Source organism: Citrobacter sp. Cpo037 (genome assembly GCF_030332945.1).
GTDB lineage: Bacteria > Pseudomonadota > Gammaproteobacteria > Enterobacterales > Enterobacteriaceae > Citrobacter > Citrobacter portucalensis.
In genome coordinates this window covers 62,162-82,790 of sequence record NZ_JAOWGW010000036.1, presented here as the reverse complement: position 1 = coordinate 82,790, position 20,629 = coordinate 62,162, and the positions used below count along the sequence as shown (strand labels likewise).

Here is a 20,629-nt window from a genome sequence, read left to right as displayed (position 1 = left end):
CGGTCAACGCACCTGCGGCGTGAAGTATGAAGGGGAAAGACAGACGGGAGTTAATCAAGCATGCCTAAGTATCGTTCTGCTACCACCACCCACGGCCGCAATATGGCGGGTGCCCGCGCATTGTGGCGCGCTACCGGGATGACCGATGATGACTTCGGCAAACCGATTATCGCTGTGGTGAACTCCTTTACCCAGTTTGTGCCGGGTCACGTCCACCTGCGCGATCTCGGTAAGCTGGTTGCCGAACAAATCGAAGCCTCAGGCGGCGTGGCGAAAGAGTTCAACACCATTGCTGTGGATGATGGTATCGCCATGGGCCATGGCGGCATGCTGTATTCACTGCCGTCGCGTGAGCTGATCGCTGACTCCGTTGAGTACATGGTTAACGCCCACTGCGCTGATGCGATGGTCTGCATCTCCAACTGCGACAAAATCACACCCGGGATGTTAATGGCCTCTTTGCGCCTGAATATTCCGGTGATCTTTGTTTCCGGCGGTCCGATGGAAGCCGGGAAAACCAAGCTCTCTGACCAAATCATCAAGCTTGACCTGGTTGATGCGATGATTCAGGGCGCTGACCCGAAAGTTTCCGACTCACAAAGCGAGCAGGTTGAGCGTTCCGCTTGCCCAACCTGCGGCTCCTGTTCCGGTATGTTCACCGCTAACTCGATGAACTGCCTGACCGAAGCGCTGGGCTTGTCGCAGCCGGGTAACGGTTCGCTGTTGGCGACTCACGCCGACCGTAAAGAACTGTTCCTCAACGCAGGTAAGCGCATCGTCGAGCTGACCAAACGCTATTACGAGCAGGATGATGCCTCCGCCCTGCCGCGCAACATTGCCAGCAAAGCGGCGTTTGAGAACGCCATGACGCTGGATATCGCCATGGGCGGTTCCACCAATACCGTTCTGCACCTGCTGGCGGCCGCGCAGGAAGCGGAAATCGACTTCACCATGAGTGATATCGACAAGCTGTCCCGCAAAGTCCCGCAGCTGTGTAAGGTGGCGCCGAGCACGCAGAAATACCATATGGAAGACGTACACCGCGCAGGCGGCGTTCTGGGTATTTTAGGCGAACTGGATCGTGCCGGACTGCTGAACCGCGACGTGAAAAACGTGCTGGGTCTGACTTTGCCGCAAACGCTTGATCGGTATGACGTGATGTTGACCAAAGACGACGCGGTGAAAAAAATGTTCCGTGCCGGCCCGGCCGGCATTCGTACTACCCAGGCATTCTCACAGGATTGCCGTTGGGATACGCTGGATGACGACCGCGCTGAAGGCTGCATTCGCTCGCTGGAGCACGCTTATAGCAAAGACGGCGGTCTGGCAGTTCTGTACGGTAACTTCGCGGAAAACGGCTGTATTGTAAAAACCGCAGGCGTGGATGACAGCATCCTGAAATTCACCGGCCCGGCAAAAGTGTATGAAAGCCAGGACGATGCGGTTGAAGCCATCCTCGGCGGTAAAGTGGTGGCTGGCGACGTGGTTGTCATTCGCTACGAAGGGCCGAAAGGCGGACCAGGCATGCAGGAAATGCTCTACCCAACCACCTTCCTGAAATCGATGGGCCTCGGTAAGGCTTGCGCGCTGATTACCGACGGTCGTTTCTCCGGCGGTACTTCGGGGCTTTCCATTGGTCACGTTTCTCCGGAAGCGGCCAGCGGCGGTAATATCGCGATTATCGAAGATGGTGACATGATTGCCATCGATATCCCGAATCGTGGCATTCAATTGCAACTGAGTGATGCGGAAATCGCTGCGCGCCGTGAAGCGCAGGAAGCTCGCGGTGACAAAGCCTGGACGCCAAAAGATCGTCAGCGTCAGGTCTCCTTTGCACTGCGCGCCTACGCCAGCCTGGCAACCAGTGCCGACAAAGGTGCGGTGCGCGATAAGTCGAAGCTCGGGGGATAATGATCATGGCGGATTCACAACCTCTATCCGGCGCTCCTGAGGGCGCCGAGTATCTCAGAGCGGTACTGCGTGCGCCGGTATACGAAGCGGCACAGGTAACGCCGCTACAGAAAATGGAAAAACTCTCTTCGCGCCTCGACAACGTCATTCTGGTGAAGCGCGAAGACCGTCAACCCGTTCACAGCTTCAAGCTACGCGGTGCCTATGCCATGATGGCGGGCTTGACCGAAGAACAAAAAGCGCATGGTGTCATTACCGCATCGGCTGGTAATCATGCTCAGGGCGTCGCTTTCTCTTCTGCGCGATTAGGCGTGAAGGCGCTGATTGTCATGCCAACGGCTACCGCCGATATCAAAGTCGATGCCGTTCGCGGCTTCGGCGGGGAAGTGCTGCTGCACGGCGCGAACTTTGATGAAGCCAAAGCTAAAGCGATTGAATTGTCGCAGCAGCAGGGTTTTACCTGGGTGCCGCCGTTCGATCATCCGATGGTGATTGCCGGGCAGGGCACGCTGGCGCTGGAGCTGCTCCAGCAGGACGCGCATCTCGATCGCGTTTTTGTGCCAGTTGGCGGCGGTGGTCTGGCGGCGGGCGTGGCGGTGCTGATAAAACAGCTGATGCCGCAAATCAAAGTGATTGCCGTGGAAGCGGAAGATTCGGCCTGTCTGAAAGCGGCGCTGGATGCCGGTCATCCGGTGGATCTGCCGCGTGTGGGTCTCTTTGCCGAAGGCGTGGCGGTGAAACGTATTGGCGATGAAACCTTCCGTCTGTGCCAGGAATACCTCGACGATATTATTACCGTGGATAGCGATGCTATTTGCGCGGCAATGAAAGACCTGTTCGAAGATGTACGCGCGGTGGCGGAGCCTTCCGGGGCGCTGGCGCTGGCGGGGATGAAAAAATACATCGCCCAACATAATATTCGCGGCGAGCGTCTGGCGCATGTTCTTTCCGGCGCTAACGTTAACTTCCACGGCCTGCGCTACGTTTCCGAACGCTGCGAGCTGGGGGAACAGCGCGAAGCCTTGCTGGCCGTGACCATCCCGGAAGAAAAGGGCAGCTTCCTTAAGTTTTGCCAACTGCTGGGCGGGCGCTCGGTGACCGAGTTTAACTACCGCTTTGCGGATGCGAAAGACGCCTGCATTTTTGTCGGTGTACGTCTGAGCCGCGGGCTGGAAGAGCGTAAGGAAATCCTGCAACTGCTCAATGAGGGCGGCTATAGCGTGGTGGATCTGTCTGATGACGAGATGGCGAAGCTACACGTGCGCTATATGGTCGGTGGACGTCCGTCGAAACCCTTACAGGAACGTCTTTATAGCTTCGAATTTCCGGAGTCGCCGGGGGCGTTGCTCAAATTCCTGCATACCCTGGGGACGCACTGGAATATTTCATTGTTCCACTATCGCAGTCACGGCACTGACTATGGTCGTGTACTGGCGGCGTTTGAGTTGGGTGAACACGAGCCTGATTTCGAAACGCGGTTGAACGAACTGGGCTATGATTGTCACGATGAAACACATAACCCGGCATTCAGGTTCTTTCTTGCCGGTTAGTGGATAGATCCTGCTTTTCTTGCTTGATGGCGTTATCAGTGAGTGCTGATAGCGCTTTTTTATTAAAATTAATAACCTAATAGGATAGACTCTACGTAATATAATGATTTATATCTTAATGGATATATTTATTTGCTTAATGCAATCTGTACTTGAATGTTATTTGTTGTGATGATGTTTGTTAGTTTATTTTATCATTATTAAATAATAAAAAAACAATGAATATATTGTTGTTTATTTATTGCATCTAATATGTATATTCAAAAATATTTTGTTGCTTGTTTTTTTATAGGTAAATATTATAATCTTGATTCAAGAAAATAATGGCGAGTACAAATTATATAATATATATCTACGGAGGATTTCATGTCCACAAAAGGAAAATTCCTGGCCTGTTCAATGGTATTACTGCCGTTGCTGAGCCTGAACGCCAATGCCGATGGGCCGGAGGCCGGTACGATTCATTTTACCGGTGAAATCATTGAACCCAGTTGTGAACTTAGCGACAAAACGCCAAATGTCCCACTAGGCACATATCCCACGTCGTTGTTTACTCAAGTTGGCGATGAATCTACGCTCACCCCCTTCTCTATCCAATTAGATAACTGTCCCCTGGCGAGCGATGGTTTACCGCAGGTGCAGCTCACTTTCCAGGGAACCTCGGCGCTCACGAAATCAGGCGAGTTGCTTGATGTGAGCCAGATTACCACCAGGCCAGGGGAGACGGCCGCAACAGGGGTGGGGATCGCCATTAGCCAGGATACAGACCAGTCTAATACTTTGCTTAAACTGGATGGTACTGAAGGTCAGGTTTATATCGGTCTACCCCATTTAGCTGGCGACTCCATTTCCGCCGGTTTCTTCGCGCGTTATAAGGCTTTTGCTACGCCGGTGACGGCAGGGCCTGCGGATGGTGATTTAACGGTTAATATTTTGTATCGCTGAATGTAATAAATGGGAACTCCTGTATTAGAAATATAGCGATATCTGTAGCTTTAAAAATAAAACATTACCTCAGGCTATCTATATTAGATAGATATTAGTTGTGTGTTTCCTATTATTTTATTACAGGTGCGGGTTATGCGTTTCTCTGTATTGAGCATGCTTTTTATTGCCGCAATGCCGCTGGCGACCAGTCATGCTGCTGGCGTTCAGATAGGCCGTACCCGCGTTATTTTTGACGCTAACAAGAAAGAAGTGGCGCTGCCGCTGATCAATAAAGAAGATGAATTGCCGTGGCTGGTTCAATCATGGATTGATACTGGTGATGGTAAAACCCGCGGCCCGTTTATTATCACGCCGCCATTGTTTCGCCTGGACGCGCAAAAGGAGCAAAATTTGCGTATCTCCTGGGCCGGCGGCGCGTTGCCGGGCGATCGGGAATCGCTGTTCTATCTCAATGTTCGCACTATCCCCGGTGAGAGCAAAGACGATGGGGATAAAAATGTGCTGCGGCTGATTTACAAGACGCGGCTTAAGTTCTTCTGGCGGCCAAAAGAGTTGAGCGGCACCCCAGGGGAAAACTGCCAGAAGCTGCGTTTTACCCGTCAGGGAAATCGCCTGAATATTATCAATGACGGCAGCTATTACAGCGTCTTTGACACGCTGAACGTGGGGGGAGTGAAAATCAGCGATATTGACTATGTCGCCCCAAAAAACAGCCTCGCGCTGACGCTGAAACAGGCACCCGCCGGAAATGATGTTCACTGGCGCTGTATTACCGATTACGGCAATGCAGGAAAAGAGTTCACCGCGCCGCTGAACAAGAGCTAATCATTGATGGGACGCAATATATTCCCTCGTTTCCCCTGCCGGATCGCTCCGCTGACGCATTGCCTGAGCGGTCTTTTGCTGGTGGGCGCTAACGATGTCTGCGCCAAAGATTATTTCTTTTCAGCCTCCTCGCTGGAAGGTAAACAGCTTTCGCAGGACGTTGACCTGTCGCTCTTTTCGAAGCAAAACGGGCAGTTACCGGGCGTGTATACCTCAACGATCATCATTAATAAGCAAAAGGTAGATGAAACGCCGATTCGTTACCTGATGGGCAAAGAGGGAGCGCTGGAACCGCAGTTGACGCCTGAGTTGTTGGCAAAATGGGGCATTCGCGTAGAGGCGTTTCCCGAACTGGCCGCGCTGTCTGCCGGGCAGATCCTGAGTTTTCCTGTTGACCATTTTATTCCGGCGGCGACAGCGCAGTTCGAGTTTAATGATATGACGCTGAAGATCAGTATGCCGCAGGCGGCAATAAAGGCCCGCAGCCGCGATTATGTCGATCCCGCTCGCTGGGATGATGGCATGCCGGTTCTGTTTACCGATTATGCCTTTTCAGGCTCCAGCACGCAGGACGACAGCCGTAATAATAGTCAGTACCTCAGCTTGCGTAACGGGGCAAACCTGGGCGGCTGGCGGTTGCGTAACACCTCCACCTGGAATAACAGCGATAGCGGTCAGTCCTGGCAAACGCTGAATACCTGGCTACAGCACGATGTTGACGCGTTAAAAGCGCAGTTTACCGCCGGGGAAAGCAGTACGCGCGGTGAAGTGTTTGACAGTATTCAGTATAAAGGCGTCGATATTGCCAGTGATGATGACATGCTGCCTTACAGCCAGCGTGGTTTTGCGCCGGTGATCCGTGGGGTCGCTGCGTCTAACGCCGAAGTTTCGGTGCGTCAGAATGGCTATGTGATTTACCAGGCAAACGTTGCGCCCGGCGCATTCGAGATTAACGACCTGTACTCCACCACGAATAGTGGCGATCTGGAGGTTACGGTTAAAGAGGCGGATGGGTCTGAGCACCGGTTTACTCTGCCTTATTCCAGCCTGGCGGTGATGCAGCGCCCCGGGCATGTGAAGTATGAATTCACCGCTGCCCGGTATCGTGCCGACAACGGTGTGGATAGCAGGGAACCGCTTTTTGCCCAGGGCAGCGTCATTTATGGTTTAAACAACCGGTTTACCTTATTTGGCGGCTCGACGGTTTCTGATGATTATCTGGCCCTGAATGCCGGTACGGGTATCGCGCTGGGTATGCTGGGGGCCATCTCCACTGATGTGACCTGGGCGCGAACGACGCTGGATAACGGTCAGGAAAAAAACGGCCAATCCTGGCGCGTGCTCTACACCGGCAACATCGAATCCACTGACACCAGCTTTACCCTGGCCAGTTACCGCTATTCGACGCGAGGTTACTACAGCTTTGCCGACGCCAACCTGAAATCGGATAACCATGAGGACGACTGGCAGTTTCAATATCAGAAGCGCAACCGTCTCCAGGCCAGTATCAACCAGACCCTACTGGGCAGCAGCCTCTATCTGACCGGTTATCAGCAGGATTACTGGGATACCGGGCGTAAGGAACGTAGTCTGTCTTCAGGGATTAACCGCACGATCGGCAGCACCAGCGTCCATCTGGCCTACAGCTACAGTAAAAATAACGATAGCGGCAGCGATCGCATGATCTCTTTTGGCATCAGCGTTCCGCTCAGCGCCTGGCTGCCCAAAAGCTGGGCGACTTATAACATCAGCAACAGTAAAAATGGCGATACGCAACAGAATCTGGGTCTCAGCGGTACGCTGCTGGATGACAATCGCCTGAGCTATTCGCTACAGCAAAGCCGCGCCAACCATGATGGTGACGACAGCAGCAACATTTACGGTAGCTATCGTTCCCAATATGCCAATCTTAACGCGGGTTACTACTATGCATCTGATAATACCCGCCAACTGAGCTATGGCATCAACGGCGCGTTGGTGGCCCACCCGCATGGAGTCACGCTGTCGCAACCGTTAGGTAATCAGTTTGCCATTATTAGCGCCAGTGATGCTTCCGGGGTGCGTTTTATTAACTACCGTGGCGTACAGACCGACTGGCAGGGGAATGCGGTTATTCCATCGCTGACCGCCTATCAGGAAAATACCATTCGGGTAGATACCACTAGCCTGCCTGAGGATGTGGAAACCGATGCCACAGCGGTGACACTGGTTCCTACGCGTAATGCGGCAGTTAGCGGCCAGGTGAGCGCCCGCGTGGGTTATCGCGTGCTGATGACGTTAAGCCGCCCGGATGGACAAGCCGTGCCGTTTGGCGCCGTCGCGACGGCGGAGAATGCAGCTATCGGCGGCATTGTTGATGATAACAGCACGCTTTATCTGTCAGGGATTTCTGGCGATGAACATTTACTCATCAAGTGGGGTAACGCAGTGCAACAGCAATGCCGCGCTACGCTTACGCTCGCGCAAATAGCCGGGCAGACGGCCAATCCTTCAGGTATTCGCACTGCCCAGGCCCTTTGCCAGCAGGAAGATCATAATGCGTCATAAATACGGGTTGTATACCCTCGCAGCGTTTCTGCTGTTGCCATCGCTGAGCGTCCATGCCGCCACGGTGCTGAAAGATTGTTTTAACGGCGCGCCGGATTATTACGTCAACTCAATGATGACGTTAGACGATAGCGCAAATGTGATACATAAAGCGGTTCTGGTTCCGCCAGGGCATTTGCAGGGAAGCGGCGCAGCGCTGACCGCTAACTGTAGCTGCCCAAAAAATATGTTGGGGAGTTCCAGAGTCGTTGAATCAACGTTTTCTACCACCCCGCTCGCGGCAGGGACGGCAGGCTATGGTTATCTGACGGAAGATTTTGATATTGATGTGAGTGGTTATACTGATTCCGGCGGGCAACCTTATTCCGGTGGGCTTGTGGCGATGAATATCAATAGCTATCCAACTTCCCTGAGTTCATCAGCACCTCATCAATTTAACTTGAATGGCGAGCTTGAGAGTGAAGCCAGCGTGTGTAGTGATGCGACCAAAGTGTCGGGTAGCAGCAGCGTGCAGCGGCAGTTTAGCTGGGATGTGATTGCCGCGACGCTGTATGTGAAAAAGCCGATTCTTGGCGAAGTGATTATTCCCTCAACGCTGGTGGTGCAAAACTATGCCTGCCTGGCTTTTGGCACGGGCTCGTGTACCTCGCCCTCGGATGCGGTACTGGTTTCTAATATCTGGTTTGGCGCGACGATCACTGCACCGTTGAGTTGCACCATCAATGCGGGCAGTACCATTGAAGTCGATTTGGGCAATATCGTTAGCAGTCAGTTTGTCACCAAAGGCCAGCCGCCTGCGGGTTATGCATTAAAAAGCGTCGATATCACCTATCACTGCACCGATCCGTCGATCAGTAATGATGGCAAAATCAAGCTGACGCTGCGTGCCGATCAGGGGGTGAGTAACGACAGTAACCTGATTGCGAAAATGCTGGATCGCGACGATATAGGGGTACGCATGTTTGACCAGAACGATGGTAATGTCGCACTGGATGGCACGGCAGATTTTCCTGTGTCGCTGGATAGCCAGGGAAACGGCGTGATCCAGATGAAGGCCGCACCGGTCAGCACAACCAACAGTAAACCGCAGGCAGGCGCGTTTGAGGGCAATGTGACGGTGGAAATGAGCCTGCGCTGACGATAATGAGAAACCCGGTTCGCCGGGCCGAATAACAAAGGGTTCATGCTTTCGCACGAACCCTTTGTCTGATGGCTCTTCGCTTTTCAGGCCTACAAATTTACAGCGTGATAACGTCGAATTCGACTTCAGTGTTCACGTCAGCATCGTAATCCACACCGTCAAGGGCAAAACCGAACAGGTTCAGGAATTCCTGCTTGTATCCTGCATAGTCAGTTTCTTGCGCCAGGTTTTCGGTAGTGATCAGCGGCCACAGATCGCGACATGCCTGCTGAATGTCGTCACGCAGTTCCCAGTCATCCATACGGATACGCTGGTTGTCATCAAGCGCCACTTTATCGCCGTACAGGCTGGTGGTCATCAGACGGTTGATCTGCTCAATACAACCTTCGTGAATGCCCTGCGCTTTCATCAGCTTGAAGACCATGGAGATGTACAGCGGCATTACCGGAATCGCAGAAGATGCCTGGGTGATGACGGACTTCAGTACCGCAACGTTAGCGGAACCGTTCAGCGGTGCCAGCTGGTTACGCAGCTCACCCGCCGCGCGATCGAGGTCTTCTTTCGCTTTGCCCAGTGCGCCGTGCCAGTAGATTGGCCAGGTCAGGTCGGTACCGATGTAGGAGTAGGCTACGGTTTTCACGCCATCAGCCAGCACGCCCGCTTCGCTCAGCGCACCCATCCACAGTTCCCAGTCTTCGCCGCCCATGACGGTGACGGTGTTCTGTACTTCTTCTTCGGTAGCCGGCTCAATGCTGGCGGTGATGATCTGATCTTTATTGGTATCGATCGCTTTAGAGGTGTAAACCTCACCGATTGGCTTCAGCGCTGAACGGACGATTTCACCGGTTTTCGGCATTTTACGCACTGGGGAAGCCAGTGAGTAAACCACCAGGTCAATCTGACCCAGGTCTTCTTTGATAAGTTTGATCACTTCATCACGGCATTCGTCAGAGAACGCATCGCCGTTGATGCTTTTGGAGTACAGACCTTCACGCTTGGCCGCTTCGTCGAAAGCTGCAGAGTTATACCAGCCTGCGGAACCTGGTTTGGTATCCGTGCCCGGTTTTTCGAAAAATACGCCGATAGTGGCGGCACCGCTGCCAAAGGCGGCGGAAATTCTGGAAGCCAGACCGTAACCGGTGGAAGCACCGATCACCAGCACGCGAGACGGGCCGTTCTCGATTTTCCCGTTCTGCTTAACATACTCGATCTGCTTTTCCACGTTGACTTTGCAGCCAGTCGGATGGGTCGTTGTACAGATGAATCCACGAATTTTTGGTTTGATTATCATAATGATGGCTAATTAAGTTTGTATTTTCGCTGTCAAGTGCGCAATGACACCGTCTGTTCTGGCCTGCTTAACGCGATGGTTAACAAGCCCCCCACTACAATGGATCGCGACATTATACAGAAAAGGAACGCCAATACTGAATCTACCACTGATTTTAGACCTGACGCTGGCGCTACTCTGCGGATTTACGTTCCAGAACAATCTTCCAAAACGCGTCGATCAGCGGTTCATGCAGCCGCTTTTTCGGCGCGCAGACGCCAAGCTCGAACGGTGTTTTTTCGTCACTGCGCTCTAAAATCATCACGCGATTACGTACCGGCTCCGGGCTGTTTTCCAGCACCACTTCCGGCAGCAGCGCCACGCCACAGCCCAGCGCCACCATTGAGACCATCGCTTCGTGGCCACCTACCGTGGCGTAAATCGATGGGTTGCTGATTTTGTGACGGCGGAACCACAACTCGATGCGGCGGCGTACTGGACCTTGATCGGCCATGATAAACGGCACCGTTGACCAGTCCGGCTTATCGACCGATACCTGATTTCGCACCGGGCAGGGCAGGGCTGGGGCGATTAGCACGACCGTCAGATTTTCCAGCATCGAGAACGCCACCGCGCCAGGCAGCGTTTCTGGCTTACCAGCAATCGCCAGATCGGCTTCGCCAGTGACCACTTTGTCCATCGCATCGGCGGCGTCGCCGGTGGTGAGCTTAATTTCCACCGATGGATGCTCGGCGCGGAAACGGTCAAGGATTGGTGGCAGATGGCTGTAGGCGGCAGTTACCGAACAGAAGATATGCAGTTCGCCCGACAGCGACGGCCCTTGTTGATCGAGGGTGTGGCGTAACTGTTGGTACTGCAACAGCGTCTGTTGGGCAAACACGCGCAGCTCTTCACCTGCTTCGGTCAACGTAACCGTGCGGTTATCGCGCACAAAAAGTGGCTGCCCGAGATCTTCTTCCAGCCTCTGAATCTGCCGCGAGAGCGTGGAGGGGCTAACGTGCATTGCCCGCGCGCTGCGGCCAAAGTGACGACTTTCAGCCAAATGCAGGAACATTTTCAGATCGCGTAAATCCACAGACGAGCCTCCGATTTTCTACGTTGCATAAATTGCAATGTGACGTTGTGAATATATCAATTTCCGCAATAAATTTCCTGTTGTAATGTGGATTCAATCTCGCAAATACAAATCTGCGAACCGAATAATAAGCACCACAACACAACATCACGGAGTACACCATCATGGCTAACTACTTTAATACACTGAACCTGCGCCAGCAGCTGGCACAGCTGGGTAAATGTCGCTTTATGGGCCGCGACGAATTCGCCGATGGTGCGAGCTACCTTCAGGGTAAAAAAGTGGTCATCGTCGGCTGTGGCGCTCAGGGTCTGAACCAGGGCCTGAACATGCGTGACTCCGGTCTGGATATCTCCTACGCCCTGCGTAAAGAAGCGATTGCTGAGAAGCGTGCTTCCTGGCGTAAAGCGACCGAAAACGGCTTCAAAGTGGGTACCTACGAAGAGCTGATCCCGCAGGCTGATCTGGTTGTCAACCTGACTCCAGACAAGCAGCACTCCGACGTTGTACGTTCCGTACAGCCGTTGATGAAAGACGGTGCGGCGCTGGGCTATTCACACGGCTTCAACATCGTTGAAGTGGGCGAGCAGATCCGTAAAGACATCACCGTCGTGATGGTGGCACCGAAATGTCCGGGTACAGAAGTGCGTGAAGAGTACAAACGTGGCTTCGGTGTTCCGACGCTGATCGCCGTTCACCCGGAAAACGATCCGAAAGGCGAAGGCATGGCGATTGCTAAAGCCTGGGCTGCGGCTACTGGCGGTCACCGTGCGGGTGTGCTGGAGTCCTCCTTCGTTGCGGAAGTGAAATCTGATCTGATGGGTGAGCAGACTATCCTGTGCGGTATGCTGCAGGCCGGTTCTCTGCTGTGCTTCGATAAGCTGGTGGAAGAGGGTACTGACCCGGCATATGCTGAAAAACTGATTCAGTTCGGCTGGGAAACCATCACCGAAGCGCTGAAGCAGGGCGGCATCACCCTGATGATGGACCGTCTGTCTAACCCGGCGAAACTGCGTGCTTACGCGCTGTCCGAACAGCTGAAAGAGATCATGGCACCGCTGTTCCAGAAACACATGGATGACATCATCTCCGGTGAATTCTCTTCCGGTATGATGGCTGACTGGGCTAACGACGATAAGAAACTGCTGACCTGGCGTGAAGAGACCGGCAAAACCGCGTTCGAAACCGCTGCCCAGTTCGACGGTAAAATCGGCGAGCAGGAATACTTTGATAAAGGCGTTCTGATGATTGCGATGGTGAAAGCGGGCGTTGAGCTGGCGTTCGAAACTATGGTGGATTCCGGCATCATCGAAGAATCTGCTTACTACGAATCACTGCACGAACTGCCGCTGATCGCCAACACCATTGCCCGTAAGCGTCTGTACGAAATGAACGTGGTTATCTCTGATACCGCAGAATACGGCAACTACCTGTTCTCTTACGCTTGCGTACCGCTGCTGAAAGAGTTCATGACCACCCTGCAGACCGGCGACCTGGGCAAAGCGATTGCTGAAGGCGCGGTAGACAACGCGCAGCTGCGTGACGTGAACGATGCGATTCGCGGTCATGCTATCGAGAAAGTGGGCCAGAAACTGCGTGGCTACATGACCGATATGAAGCGCATTGCGGTCGCAGGATAATTCCTCATAGAGGAATGGCATATCAACAGCGCTTCGTAGGCCGGATAAGTGAAGCGCTATCCGGCAAAAAAAGCCCGGTGTTTAAACACCGGGCTTTCTATTAGTTACGGTACAGTACTTTAATGATGTGGTAACCGAACTGAGTGTGCAGCGGACCGGTTGGCTCCAGCACAGGGCAGGAAAAGACCACTTTGTCGAATGCCGGAACCATCTGGCCCTGACGGAATTCGCCCAAATCACCGCCGCGTTTGCCTGATGGGCAGATGGAGTGTTTTTTCGCCAGTTTGCCGAAGTCGGCGCCGTTTTTAATCTGCTCCAGAAGATCCAGTGCCAGTTTCTCTTCTTTAACAAGGATATGCACTGCTGCTGCTGTTTTTGCCATGATCGTGCCTTGAGTGGGGTGGTTAAGGCTGGCTATACTACCACGCTGTTATTCTCCCCTCCCGACTTTCATGAGTGACCCTTTATGCGTTTGAACCCCGGACAACAACAAGCCGTCGAATTCGTCACCGGACCTTGCCTGGTGCTGGCGGGAGCGGGTTCCGGCAAGACGCGTGTTATCACCAACAAAATTGCCCATCTGATCCGTGAATGTGGCTATCAGGCACGACATATTGCGGCAGTGACCTTTACCAATAAGGCTGCGCGCGAGATGAAAGAGCGCGTGGCACAAACGCTGGGTCGTAAAGAGGCGCGTGGGTTGATGATCTCCACCTTCCACACCCTGGGACTGGATATCATTAAGCGTGAATACGCGGCGTTGGGGATGAAGTCTAACTTCTCGTTGTTTGACGATACTGACCAGGTGGCCTTGCTTAAGGAACTGACCGAAGGGCTAATCGAAGACGATAAGCTTATTCTCCAGCAGCTGATCTCGACGATCTCCAACTGGAAAAACGATCTGATGACGCCAGCGCAGGCGGCAGCCAGCGCAAAGGGCGAGCGCGATCGTATTTTTGCCCACTGCTATGGTCTGTATGACGCGCATATGAAGGCGTGCAACGTCCTCGATTTTGACGATCTGATCCTGCTTCCCACGCTGCTGCTACAGCGCAATGAAGAAGTACGTGAGCGCTGGCAAAACAGAATCCGCTACCTGCTGGTGGATGAATATCAGGATACTAACACCAGCCAGTACGAGCTGGTGAAGTTGCTGGTAGGGAAACGTGCGCGCTTTACCGTCGTGGGTGATGACGATCAGTCGATCTACTCCTGGCGCGGCGCCCGTCCGCAGAACCTGGTACTGTTGAGCAAAGATTTTCCGGCTTTGCAGGTGGTGAAGCTGGAGCAAAACTACCGTTCATCTGGTCGCATCCTTAAGGCGGCGAACATCCTCATTGCGAACAATCCACACGTCTTTGAAAAGCGGCTCTTTTCCGAGCTGGGTTACGGTGCTGAGCTGAAGGTACTAAGTGCCAATAATGAAGAGCACGAAGCGGAACGCGTGACCGGGGAATTAATTGCCCATCACTTTGTGAACAAGACTCAATATAAAGACTACGCCATCCTGTATCGCGGCAACCATCAGTCACGCGTGTTCGAAAAGTTTCTAATGCAGAACCGTATCCCGTACAAAATTTCCGGCGGAACATCGTTCTTCTCGCGTCCGGAAATTAAAGATCTGCTGGCCTACCTGCGTGTGCTGAGCAACCCGGATGACGACAGCGCATTTTTGCGCATCGTAAACACGCCAAAGCGTGAAATCGGTCCGGCTACGCTGCAAAAGTTGGGTGAATGGGCGATGACGCGTAATAAAAGCCTGTTTACCGCCAGCTTTGATATGGGGCTTAGCCAGACACTGACCGGGCGCGGGTATGACTCTCTGACCCGCTTTACGCACTGGCTGGGTGAAATTCAGCGCCTGGCGGAGCGCGAACCGGTTGCCGCTGTGCGCGATCTTATTCACGGTATTGATTACGAATCCTGGCTGTATGAAACCTCGCCGAGCCCGAAAGCGGCTGAAATGCGTATGAAAAACGTCAATACGCTGTTCAGCTGGATGACGGAGATGCTGGAAGGCAGTGAGCTGGAAGAGCCAATGACCCTGACCCAGGTCGTTACCCGCTTTACTCTGCGCGACATGATGGAACGTGGAGAGAGTGAAGAAGAGCTGGACCAGGTGCAATTGATGACGCTGCATGCCTCCAAAGGGCTGGAGTTCCCGTACGTGTTTATGGTGGGAATGGAAGAAGGATTTTTGCCGCACCAGAGCAGTATCGATGAAGACAATATCGACGAAGAACGTCGTCTGGCTTACGTAGGGATTACGCGTGCACAGAAAGAACTCATCTTCACGCTGTGTAAAGAGCGTCGTCAGTACGGTGAGCTGGTGCGTCCGGAACCGAGTCGTTTCCTGCTGGAGCTGCCACAGGATGACGTTATCTGGGAGCAAGAGCGTAAAGTGGTGAGCGCTGAGGAGCGGATGCAAAAAGGGCAGGCCAGCATCGCTAATATTCGGGCAATGATGGCGAAAGCCAAAGCGAAGTAGGTATTTTGTAGGCGGATACGTGTAAACGCGCGCTATCCGGCAACCAACATCTAATGAACGTCCAGTGGCCAGTGGACATAGCTTTGCCACTGACTTTCCTGATCGATTAACTCTTTACCCAGCGGATGATGTTCCAGCCAGCCTTCTGGTAGCGTGACCGTCAGGTGCTCGTTTCTTGCATCCATTTGAATTTCCGGCACAAGATCGTCACGGCGACGGCTGGCGAAGATGATCGCCAAACGGAGCAAACGGCAAAGATGCTCTGCGATGCGCGGTGGCACTGCGTTTTGCTGGTGGAGCGAAGAGAGATCGACGGGATTGGTCTGGTTGAGTAACAGCGTTGCTAGCAGTTTCTTTTGCGCAGGGGTAAAACCCGGGAGATCGAGATTGCGCACCAGATAAGCGGCATGCTGTGGTGCCTGTTTAAAATCAACGCTTAGGCCAATTTCATGCAGCTGACAGGCACTAATCAGTAGTTCGCGGCTAATCGGTTCAAGATGCCACTTTTTTTCTACCTGATCGAGAAATTTAGTCGCTAAATTAGCAACGCGATGTGCTTGCTCTGTATCGACCATAAAGCGACGCTGGATATTGCGTAATGTGCGGCTACGAATATCCTGATCCACCGCCAGGTGCAGCATACCGTAGACCAGACCTTCACGTAATGCGCCGCCGGCCAGGGTCATGCATTGAATGTTCAGTTCGGTGAAAATAGCAATCAGAATGGCCAGCCCGCTGGGGAAAACCAGCGCACGTTCCAGCGTTAACCCTTCGATTTCCAGCTCTTCCAGACGACCGCAGTGAATGGCGCGCTGCTTGAGCTGCTGAAGTTTGGCCAGCGTAATGCGCTCATCCATGCCCTGCGCCATCATGATTTCCTGCAACGCCTGGACGGTACCAGAGGCACCAACGCAAACTTTCCAGCCATGAAAACGCAGTTTGTCGGCGACCGGGCGCAGAACTTCACGTGCGGCCTTCTCTGCCTCGTCAAAGTTTTCCTGTGCCAGATTACGATCGGTAAAATAGCGTTCGAGCCAGGTGACGCAGCCCATCGACAGGCTGAACAGAGAGGTGGTTTGTGCGCCGGAACCGGTGACTAATTCAGTGCTGGCGCCACCAATATCCACAACCAGACGCTGATCGGCACCGCCGGTTGTGTGGGCTACACCTTGATAAATCAGTCGCGCTTCTTCTTCACCGCTAATTACCTGGACAGGGCAGCCAAGGATCTCTTGCGCTTTGGCAATAAACACATCGGCATTTACGGCGATGCGTAATGTTGCCGTGGCGACCACGCGGATTTGTGGATGCGGAATATCCTGCAGACGTTCTGCAAACAAGCGCAAGCATTGCCAGCCGCGCTCCATCGCTTCAACAGAGAGCTCGTTGTCACCGTTGAGTCCAGCGGCCAGACGCACTTTGCGTTTGATACGCGTGAGCGTCTGGATGCTTCCTGCCACCTCGCGTACAACCAGCATATGAAAACTATTCGAGCCGAGATCGATTGCCGCATACAGCGAAGTAGAATTCATACACTTCATCCTTCAACCTGTATCTGTGTTGGCTGCGTTCTCTCACCCGAATAACTTACTAAAGTAAGCTCATCGGGATTCGTTTTCTTGCCGCCTTGATACAGGCTGAATGATTTTGTGTATGGCATAACTTTTCTTAACCTGAACGACGACGATTACGCGGAGCACCACCGGTACGGCGTGGGCCATTGCCTGTACGCGGGCGCGTTAAGCGCAACGGCTTCGGCAGATCGGTCATCAGCGCATCCGGGTTATATTTGCTTACCGGAATCGAGTGGCCGATATAGGTCTCGATTGCGGGTAAATTCAGCGCGTACTCTTCACAGGCCAGGCTGATAGAGTGACCGCTTGCGCCAGCACGTCCGGTACGACCGATTCGGTGAACGTAATCTTCACAGTCATCCGGCAGGTCATAGTTAAATACGTGCGTTACAGCTGGAATATGCAGGCCACGCGCAGCGACATCCGTCGCAACGAGAATGTCGAGATCGCCACGGGTGAACTCATCAAGAATACGCAGACGTTTTTTCTGTGCTACGTCACCGGTCAGCAGACCGACGCGATGACCGTCCGCAGCAAGGCTGCCCCAGATATCTTCACAACGATGCTTGGTGTTAGCAAAAACAATGGCGCGATCTGGCCACTCTTCTTCAATCAGCGTTTGCAGCAAACGCATTTTCTCTTCGTTGGAAGGGTAGAAGAGCTCTTCTTTAATGCGGTGGCCTGTTTTCTGTTCCGGTTCGACTTCAACGTACTCAGCGTTATTCATCTGTTCGAACGCCAGTTCGCGAACGCGGTATGAGAGGGTTGCAGAAAACAGCATGTTCAGACGTTGGGTGGTTGGCGGCATACGACGGAACAGCCAACGGATATCTTTAATAAAGCCCAGATCGTACATACGATCGGCTTCATCCAGCACCACGACCTGAATCGCGCCCAGATTAATGTGGTTCTGTTTTGCATAGTCGATGAGACGACCGGTTGTGCCGATAAGAATATCGACGCCGCTTTCCAGCACTTTCAGTTGTTTATCATAACCGTCGCCGCCATACGCCAGGCCTAATTTCAGACCCGTGGTCTGTGCCAGCGGCTCGGCATCGGCGTGGATCTGCACGGCTAACTCACGCGTTGGCGCCATAATTAACGCACGCGGTTGGTTCACCTTGCGATCGGCAATCGCGGGATGAGAGAGAAGATAATGAAACGTTGACGTCAGGAACGCCATCGTTTTTCCGGTACCGGTTTGCGCCTGCCCGGCAACATCACGACCAGCCAGCGTTAGCGGCAGCGCGAGGGCCTGAATGGGCGTGCAGTTATGAAAGCCTTTGTTTTCAAGGGCTTCTATCACCTTTGGGTGCAGGGCGAAGTCGGAAAACTTCTGTTCTGTTAAATGTGTTTTGCTCATAGTGTGGTAGAATATCAGCTTACTATTGCTTTACGAAAGCGTATCCGGTGAAATAAAGTCAACCTTTAGTTGGTTAATGCTACATCAACACGTCGTTGATTAATGCTACACCAATGCACCAGGCTTATTCCTGTGGAGTTATTATGAGCGATAAAATTATTCACCTGACTGACGACAGTTTTGACACGGATGTACTCAAAGCGGACGGAGCAATCCTCGTTGATTTCTGGGCAGAGTGGTGCGGTCCGTGCAAAATGATCGCTCCGATTCTGGATGAAATCGCTGACGAATATCAGGGCAAACTGACGGTTGCTAAACTGAACATTGACCAAAACCCAGGCACCGCGCCGAAGTATGGTATCCGTGGCATCCCGACCCTGCTGCTGTTTAAAAACGGTGAAGTTGCGGCGACGAAAGTCGGCGCGCTGTCCAAAGGTCAGTTGAAAGAATTCCTCGACGCTAATTTAGCGTAAGGAAGTCTCATGATCGGGCGACCCTACTTCGAAATGATTCGGATGACTGGACGCCCGACTTGAGTCGTGCTAAGTTAGTGTTGACTTCGTATTAAACATACCTTATTAAGTTTGAATCTAGTTATATCCAATACTTCCCGTTGTTTCTCGCGCGAGAAGTGGACAGATTCCTGGCTTGTCACTCAATCCGTCTTGTCGTTTCAGTTCTGCGTACTTTCCTGTGACCAGACAGCGAACAGACATGAGTTGATGGCCGTAAACAGGCATGGATGACCCTGCCATACCATTCACAACATTAAGTTCGAGATTTACCCCAAGTTTAAGAACTCACACCATTATGAATCTTACCGAATTAAAGAATACGCCGGTTTCTGAGCTGATCACTCTCGGCGAAAATATGGGCCTTGAAAACCTGGCTCGTATGCGCAAGCAGGACATTATTTTTGCCATCCTGAAGCAGCACGCAAAGAGTGGCGAAGATATCTTTGGTGACGGTGTGCTGGAGATATTGCAGGATGGATTTGGTTTCCTCCGCTCTGCAGACAGCTCCTACCTCGCCGGTCCTGATGACATCTACGTTTCTCCCAGCCAAATCCGCCGTTTCAACCTCCGCACTGGTGATACCATTTCTGGTAAGATTCGCCCGCCGAAAGAAGGTGAACGCTACTTTGCGCTGTTGAAAGTTAACGAAGTTAACTACGACAAACCAGAAAACGCCCGTAACAAAATCCTCTTTGAGAACTTAACGCCGCTGCACGCAAACTCTCGTCTGCGTATGGAACGTGGTAACGGTTCTACTGAAGACTTAACGGCGCGTGTACTGGATCTGGCATCGCCGATCGGTCGTGGCCAACGTGGTCTGATTGTTGCTCCGCCGAAAGCGGGTAAAACCATGCTGCTGCAGAACATCGCGCAGAGCATTGCATACAATCATCCTGACTGCGTGCTGATGGTGCTGCTGATTGACGAACGTCCGGAAGAAGTTACCGAGATGCAGCGTCTGGTGAAAGGTGAAGTGGTTGCCTCTACCTTTGACGAACCAGCCTCCCGTCACGTTCAGGTTGCGGAAATGGTTATCGAGAAGGCGAAACGTCTGGTTGAACACAAGAAAGACGTTATCATTCTGCTTGACTCCATCACCCGTCTGGCGCGTGCATATAACACCGTGGTTCCGGCTTCCGGTAAAGTACTGACCGGTGGTGTGGACGCCAACGCCCTGCATCGTCCTAAGCGTTTCTTTGGTGCTGCACGTAACGTGGAAGAGGGCGGTAGCCTGACCATCATCGCGACTGCGCTGATTGATACCGGCTCTAAAATGGATGAAGTTATCTACGAAGAGTTTAAAGGTACCGGCAACATGGAACTGCATCTCTCTCGTAAGATTGCTGAAAAACGCGTCTTCCCGGCTATCGACTACAACCGTTCCGGTACCCGTAAAGAAGAGCTGCTCACCACCCAGGAAGAGCTGCAGAAAATGTGGATCCTGCGCAAAATCATCCATCCGATGGGTGAAATCGACGCAATGGAATTCCTCATTAACAAACTGGCGATGACCAAGACCAATGACGACTTCTTCGATATGATGAAGCGTTCCTGATTCGGGCATCATCTGAAAACGCCACGTTTTTACGTGGCGTTTTGCTTTTGTGGATGTAATCTTAACGACACAATAATAATAATCCGGTATGACATACCGCCTGGCGACGAAGGGTTGTAATTCGTATTTTGTGGTTAATAATCATACAGAACCACCTGATATGGAATCGGGTTTCTCTTCTGAATAATCGCCTGGATGGTTATACT

The 20,629-nt window shown here is 52.7% G+C and carries 16 protein-coding genes; 11 read left to right on the top strand and 5 right to left on the bottom strand.

All coding sequences use genetic code 11. The features are described 5' to 3' along the window. Positions 1–60: 60 nt before the first annotated feature. From ilvD to OGX94_RS03445, 6 genes are all read left to right on the top strand, one after another. A complete protein-coding gene (ilvD, locus tag OGX94_RS03470) occupies positions 61–1,911 on the top strand; it encodes a dihydroxy-acid dehydratase (RefSeq protein WP_003829028.1) in 1,851 nt (616 codons plus the stop codon). Positions 1,912–1,916: 5 nt separating this feature from the next. Continuing rightward, entirely contained in the window at positions 1,917–3,461 is a 1,545-nt protein-coding gene (ilvA, locus tag OGX94_RS03465) for a threonine ammonia-lyase, biosynthetic (protein WP_003018007.1), read from the top strand. A 366-nt stretch (positions 3,462–3,827) separates the two neighbouring features. Then, positions 3,828–4,406 carry a fimbrial protein gene (locus tag OGX94_RS03460; protein WP_257662383.1) on the top strand — a complete coding sequence of 193 codons (579 nt, stop codon included), beginning with the start codon at positions 3,828–3,830 and terminating at the stop codon, positions 4,404–4,406. A 135-nt stretch (positions 4,407–4,541) separates the two neighbouring features. Continuing rightward, positions 4,542–5,234: a fimbrial biogenesis chaperone gene (locus OGX94_RS03455; protein WP_257662382.1), complete on the top strand. Its 693-nt coding sequence runs from the start codon at positions 4,542–4,544 to the stop codon at positions 5,232–5,234. A gap of 6 nt (positions 5,235–5,240) precedes the next feature. Then, positions 5,241–7,781: a fimbria/pilus outer membrane usher protein gene (locus OGX94_RS03450; RefSeq protein ID WP_286568718.1), complete on the top strand. Its 2,541-nt coding sequence runs from the start codon at positions 5,241–5,243 to the stop codon at positions 7,779–7,781. Next, positions 7,771–8,919 (top strand): fimbrial protein, encoded by a 1,149-nt coding sequence (locus OGX94_RS03445; RefSeq protein WP_257662380.1) that lies wholly within the window; start codon positions 7,771–7,773, stop codon positions 8,917–8,919. The genes OGX94_RS03450 and OGX94_RS03445 overlap by 11 nt, the downstream gene beginning before the upstream one ends. A 100-nt stretch (positions 8,920–9,019) precedes the next feature. On the opposite strand, the gene fabV is transcribed toward OGX94_RS03445, so the two are convergent. Next, positions 9,020–10,213, bottom strand: coding sequence for an enoyl-ACP reductase FabV (gene fabV, locus OGX94_RS03440; RefSeq protein ID WP_008787067.1), 1,194 nt, complete (start codon positions 10,211–10,213; stop codon positions 9,020–9,022). A 172-nt stretch (positions 10,214–10,385) separates the two neighbouring features. Beyond that, complete coding sequence (ilvY, locus tag OGX94_RS03435) at positions 10,386–11,288, bottom strand: HTH-type transcriptional activator IlvY (protein WP_003829023.1); 903 nt, start codon at positions 11,286–11,288, stop codon at positions 10,386–10,388. 164 nt (positions 11,289–11,452) lie between these two features. Between ilvY and ilvC the strand changes: the two genes are divergently transcribed. Next, positions 11,453–12,928 carry a ketol-acid reductoisomerase gene (gene ilvC / locus OGX94_RS03430; protein ID WP_003829020.1) on the top strand — a complete coding sequence of 492 codons (1,476 nt, stop codon included), beginning with the start codon at positions 11,453–11,455 and terminating at the stop codon, positions 12,926–12,928. A 100-nt stretch (positions 12,929–13,028) separates the two neighbouring features. On the opposite strand, the gene ppiC is transcribed toward ilvC, so the two are convergent. Beyond that, positions 13,029–13,310, bottom strand: a complete 282-nt coding sequence (gene ppiC, locus OGX94_RS03425) for a peptidylprolyl isomerase PpiC (protein ID WP_003017999.1) — start codon at positions 13,308–13,310, stop codon at positions 13,029–13,031. 84 nt (positions 13,311–13,394) lie between these two features. On the opposite strand from ppiC, the gene rep reads away from it, so the two are divergent. Continuing rightward, a complete protein-coding gene (gene rep, locus OGX94_RS03420; protein ID WP_003829018.1) occupies positions 13,395–15,416 on the top strand; it encodes a DNA helicase Rep in 2,022 nt (673 codons plus the stop codon). A gap of 50 nt (positions 15,417–15,466) precedes the next feature. On the opposite strand, the gene gppA is transcribed toward rep, so the two are convergent. Beyond that, the gene (gene gppA / locus OGX94_RS03415; RefSeq protein ID WP_003829016.1) at positions 15,467–16,948 is read right to left on the bottom strand and encodes a guanosine-5'-triphosphate,3'-diphosphate diphosphatase; all 1,482 of its coding nucleotides are present in this window, start codon (positions 16,946–16,948) and stop codon (positions 15,467–15,469) included. A gap of 136 nt (positions 16,949–17,084) precedes the next feature. Next, positions 17,085–18,353, bottom strand: coding sequence for an ATP-dependent RNA helicase RhlB (gene rhlB / locus OGX94_RS03410; protein ID WP_003829013.1), 1,269 nt, complete (start codon positions 18,351–18,353; stop codon positions 17,085–17,087). A 143-nt stretch (positions 18,354–18,496) separates the two neighbouring features. Here rhlB and trxA point away from each other — a divergent pair, with 143 nt between their 5' ends. The 3 genes from trxA (at position 18,497) to rho (ending at position 20,423) form a co-directional block, all read left to right on the top strand. Next, on the top strand, positions 18,497–18,826 hold the full coding sequence (gene trxA, locus OGX94_RS03405; RefSeq protein ID WP_001280776.1) for a thioredoxin TrxA: 330 nt from the start codon (positions 18,497–18,499) through the stop codon (positions 18,824–18,826). Between the two features lie 130 nt (positions 18,827–18,956). Then, positions 18,957–19,076 (top strand): rho operon leader peptide, encoded by a 120-nt coding sequence (locus OGX94_RS03400; protein WP_049259789.1) that lies wholly within the window; start codon positions 18,957–18,959, stop codon positions 19,074–19,076. Between the two features lie 87 nt (positions 19,077–19,163). Continuing rightward, on the top strand, positions 19,164–20,423 hold the full coding sequence (gene rho / locus OGX94_RS03395) for a transcription termination factor Rho (protein WP_002437993.1): 1,260 nt from the start codon (positions 19,164–19,166) through the stop codon (positions 20,421–20,423). The last annotated feature ends 206 nt before the right edge of the window (positions 20,424–20,629 follow it).

Coding starts and splice junctions, on each gene's coding strand:
- OGX94_RS03445 (WP_257662380.1), top strand. CDS start 7,771: ATGCGTCATAAATACGGGTTGTATACCCTCGCAGCGTTTCTGCTGTTG.
- OGX94_RS03460 (WP_257662383.1), top strand. CDS start 3,828: ATGTCCACAAAAGGAAAATTCCTGGCCTGTTCAATGGTATTACTGCCG.
- gppA (WP_003829016.1), bottom strand. CDS start 16,948: ATGAATTCTACTTCGCTGTATGCGGCAATCGATCTCGGCTCGAATAGT.
- ilvC (WP_003829020.1), top strand. CDS start 11,453: ATGGCTAACTACTTTAATACACTGAACCTGCGCCAGCAGCTGGCACAG.
- rep (WP_003829018.1), top strand. CDS start 13,395: ATGCGTTTGAACCCCGGACAACAACAAGCCGTCGAATTCGTCACCGGA.
- ilvD (WP_003829028.1), top strand. CDS start 61: ATGCCTAAGTATCGTTCTGCTACCACCACCCACGGCCGCAATATGGCG.
- ppiC (WP_003017999.1), bottom strand. CDS start 13,310: ATGGCAAAAACAGCAGCAGCAGTGCATATCCTTGTTAAAGAAGAGAAA.
- ilvA (WP_003018007.1), top strand. CDS start 1,917: ATGGCGGATTCACAACCTCTATCCGGCGCTCCTGAGGGCGCCGAGTAT.
- OGX94_RS03450 (WP_286568718.1), top strand. CDS start 5,241: ATGGGACGCAATATATTCCCTCGTTTCCCCTGCCGGATCGCTCCGCTG.
- trxA (WP_001280776.1), top strand. CDS start 18,497: ATGAGCGATAAAATTATTCACCTGACTGACGACAGTTTTGACACGGAT.
- rho (WP_002437993.1), top strand. CDS start 19,164: ATGAATCTTACCGAATTAAAGAATACGCCGGTTTCTGAGCTGATCACT.
- rhlB (WP_003829013.1), bottom strand. CDS start 18,353: ATGAGCAAAACACATTTAACAGAACAGAAGTTTTCCGACTTCGCCCTG.
- fabV (WP_008787067.1), bottom strand. CDS start 10,213: ATGATAATCAAACCAAAAATTCGTGGATTCATCTGTACAACGACCCAT.
- OGX94_RS03455 (WP_257662382.1), top strand. CDS start 4,542: ATGCGTTTCTCTGTATTGAGCATGCTTTTTATTGCCGCAATGCCGCTG.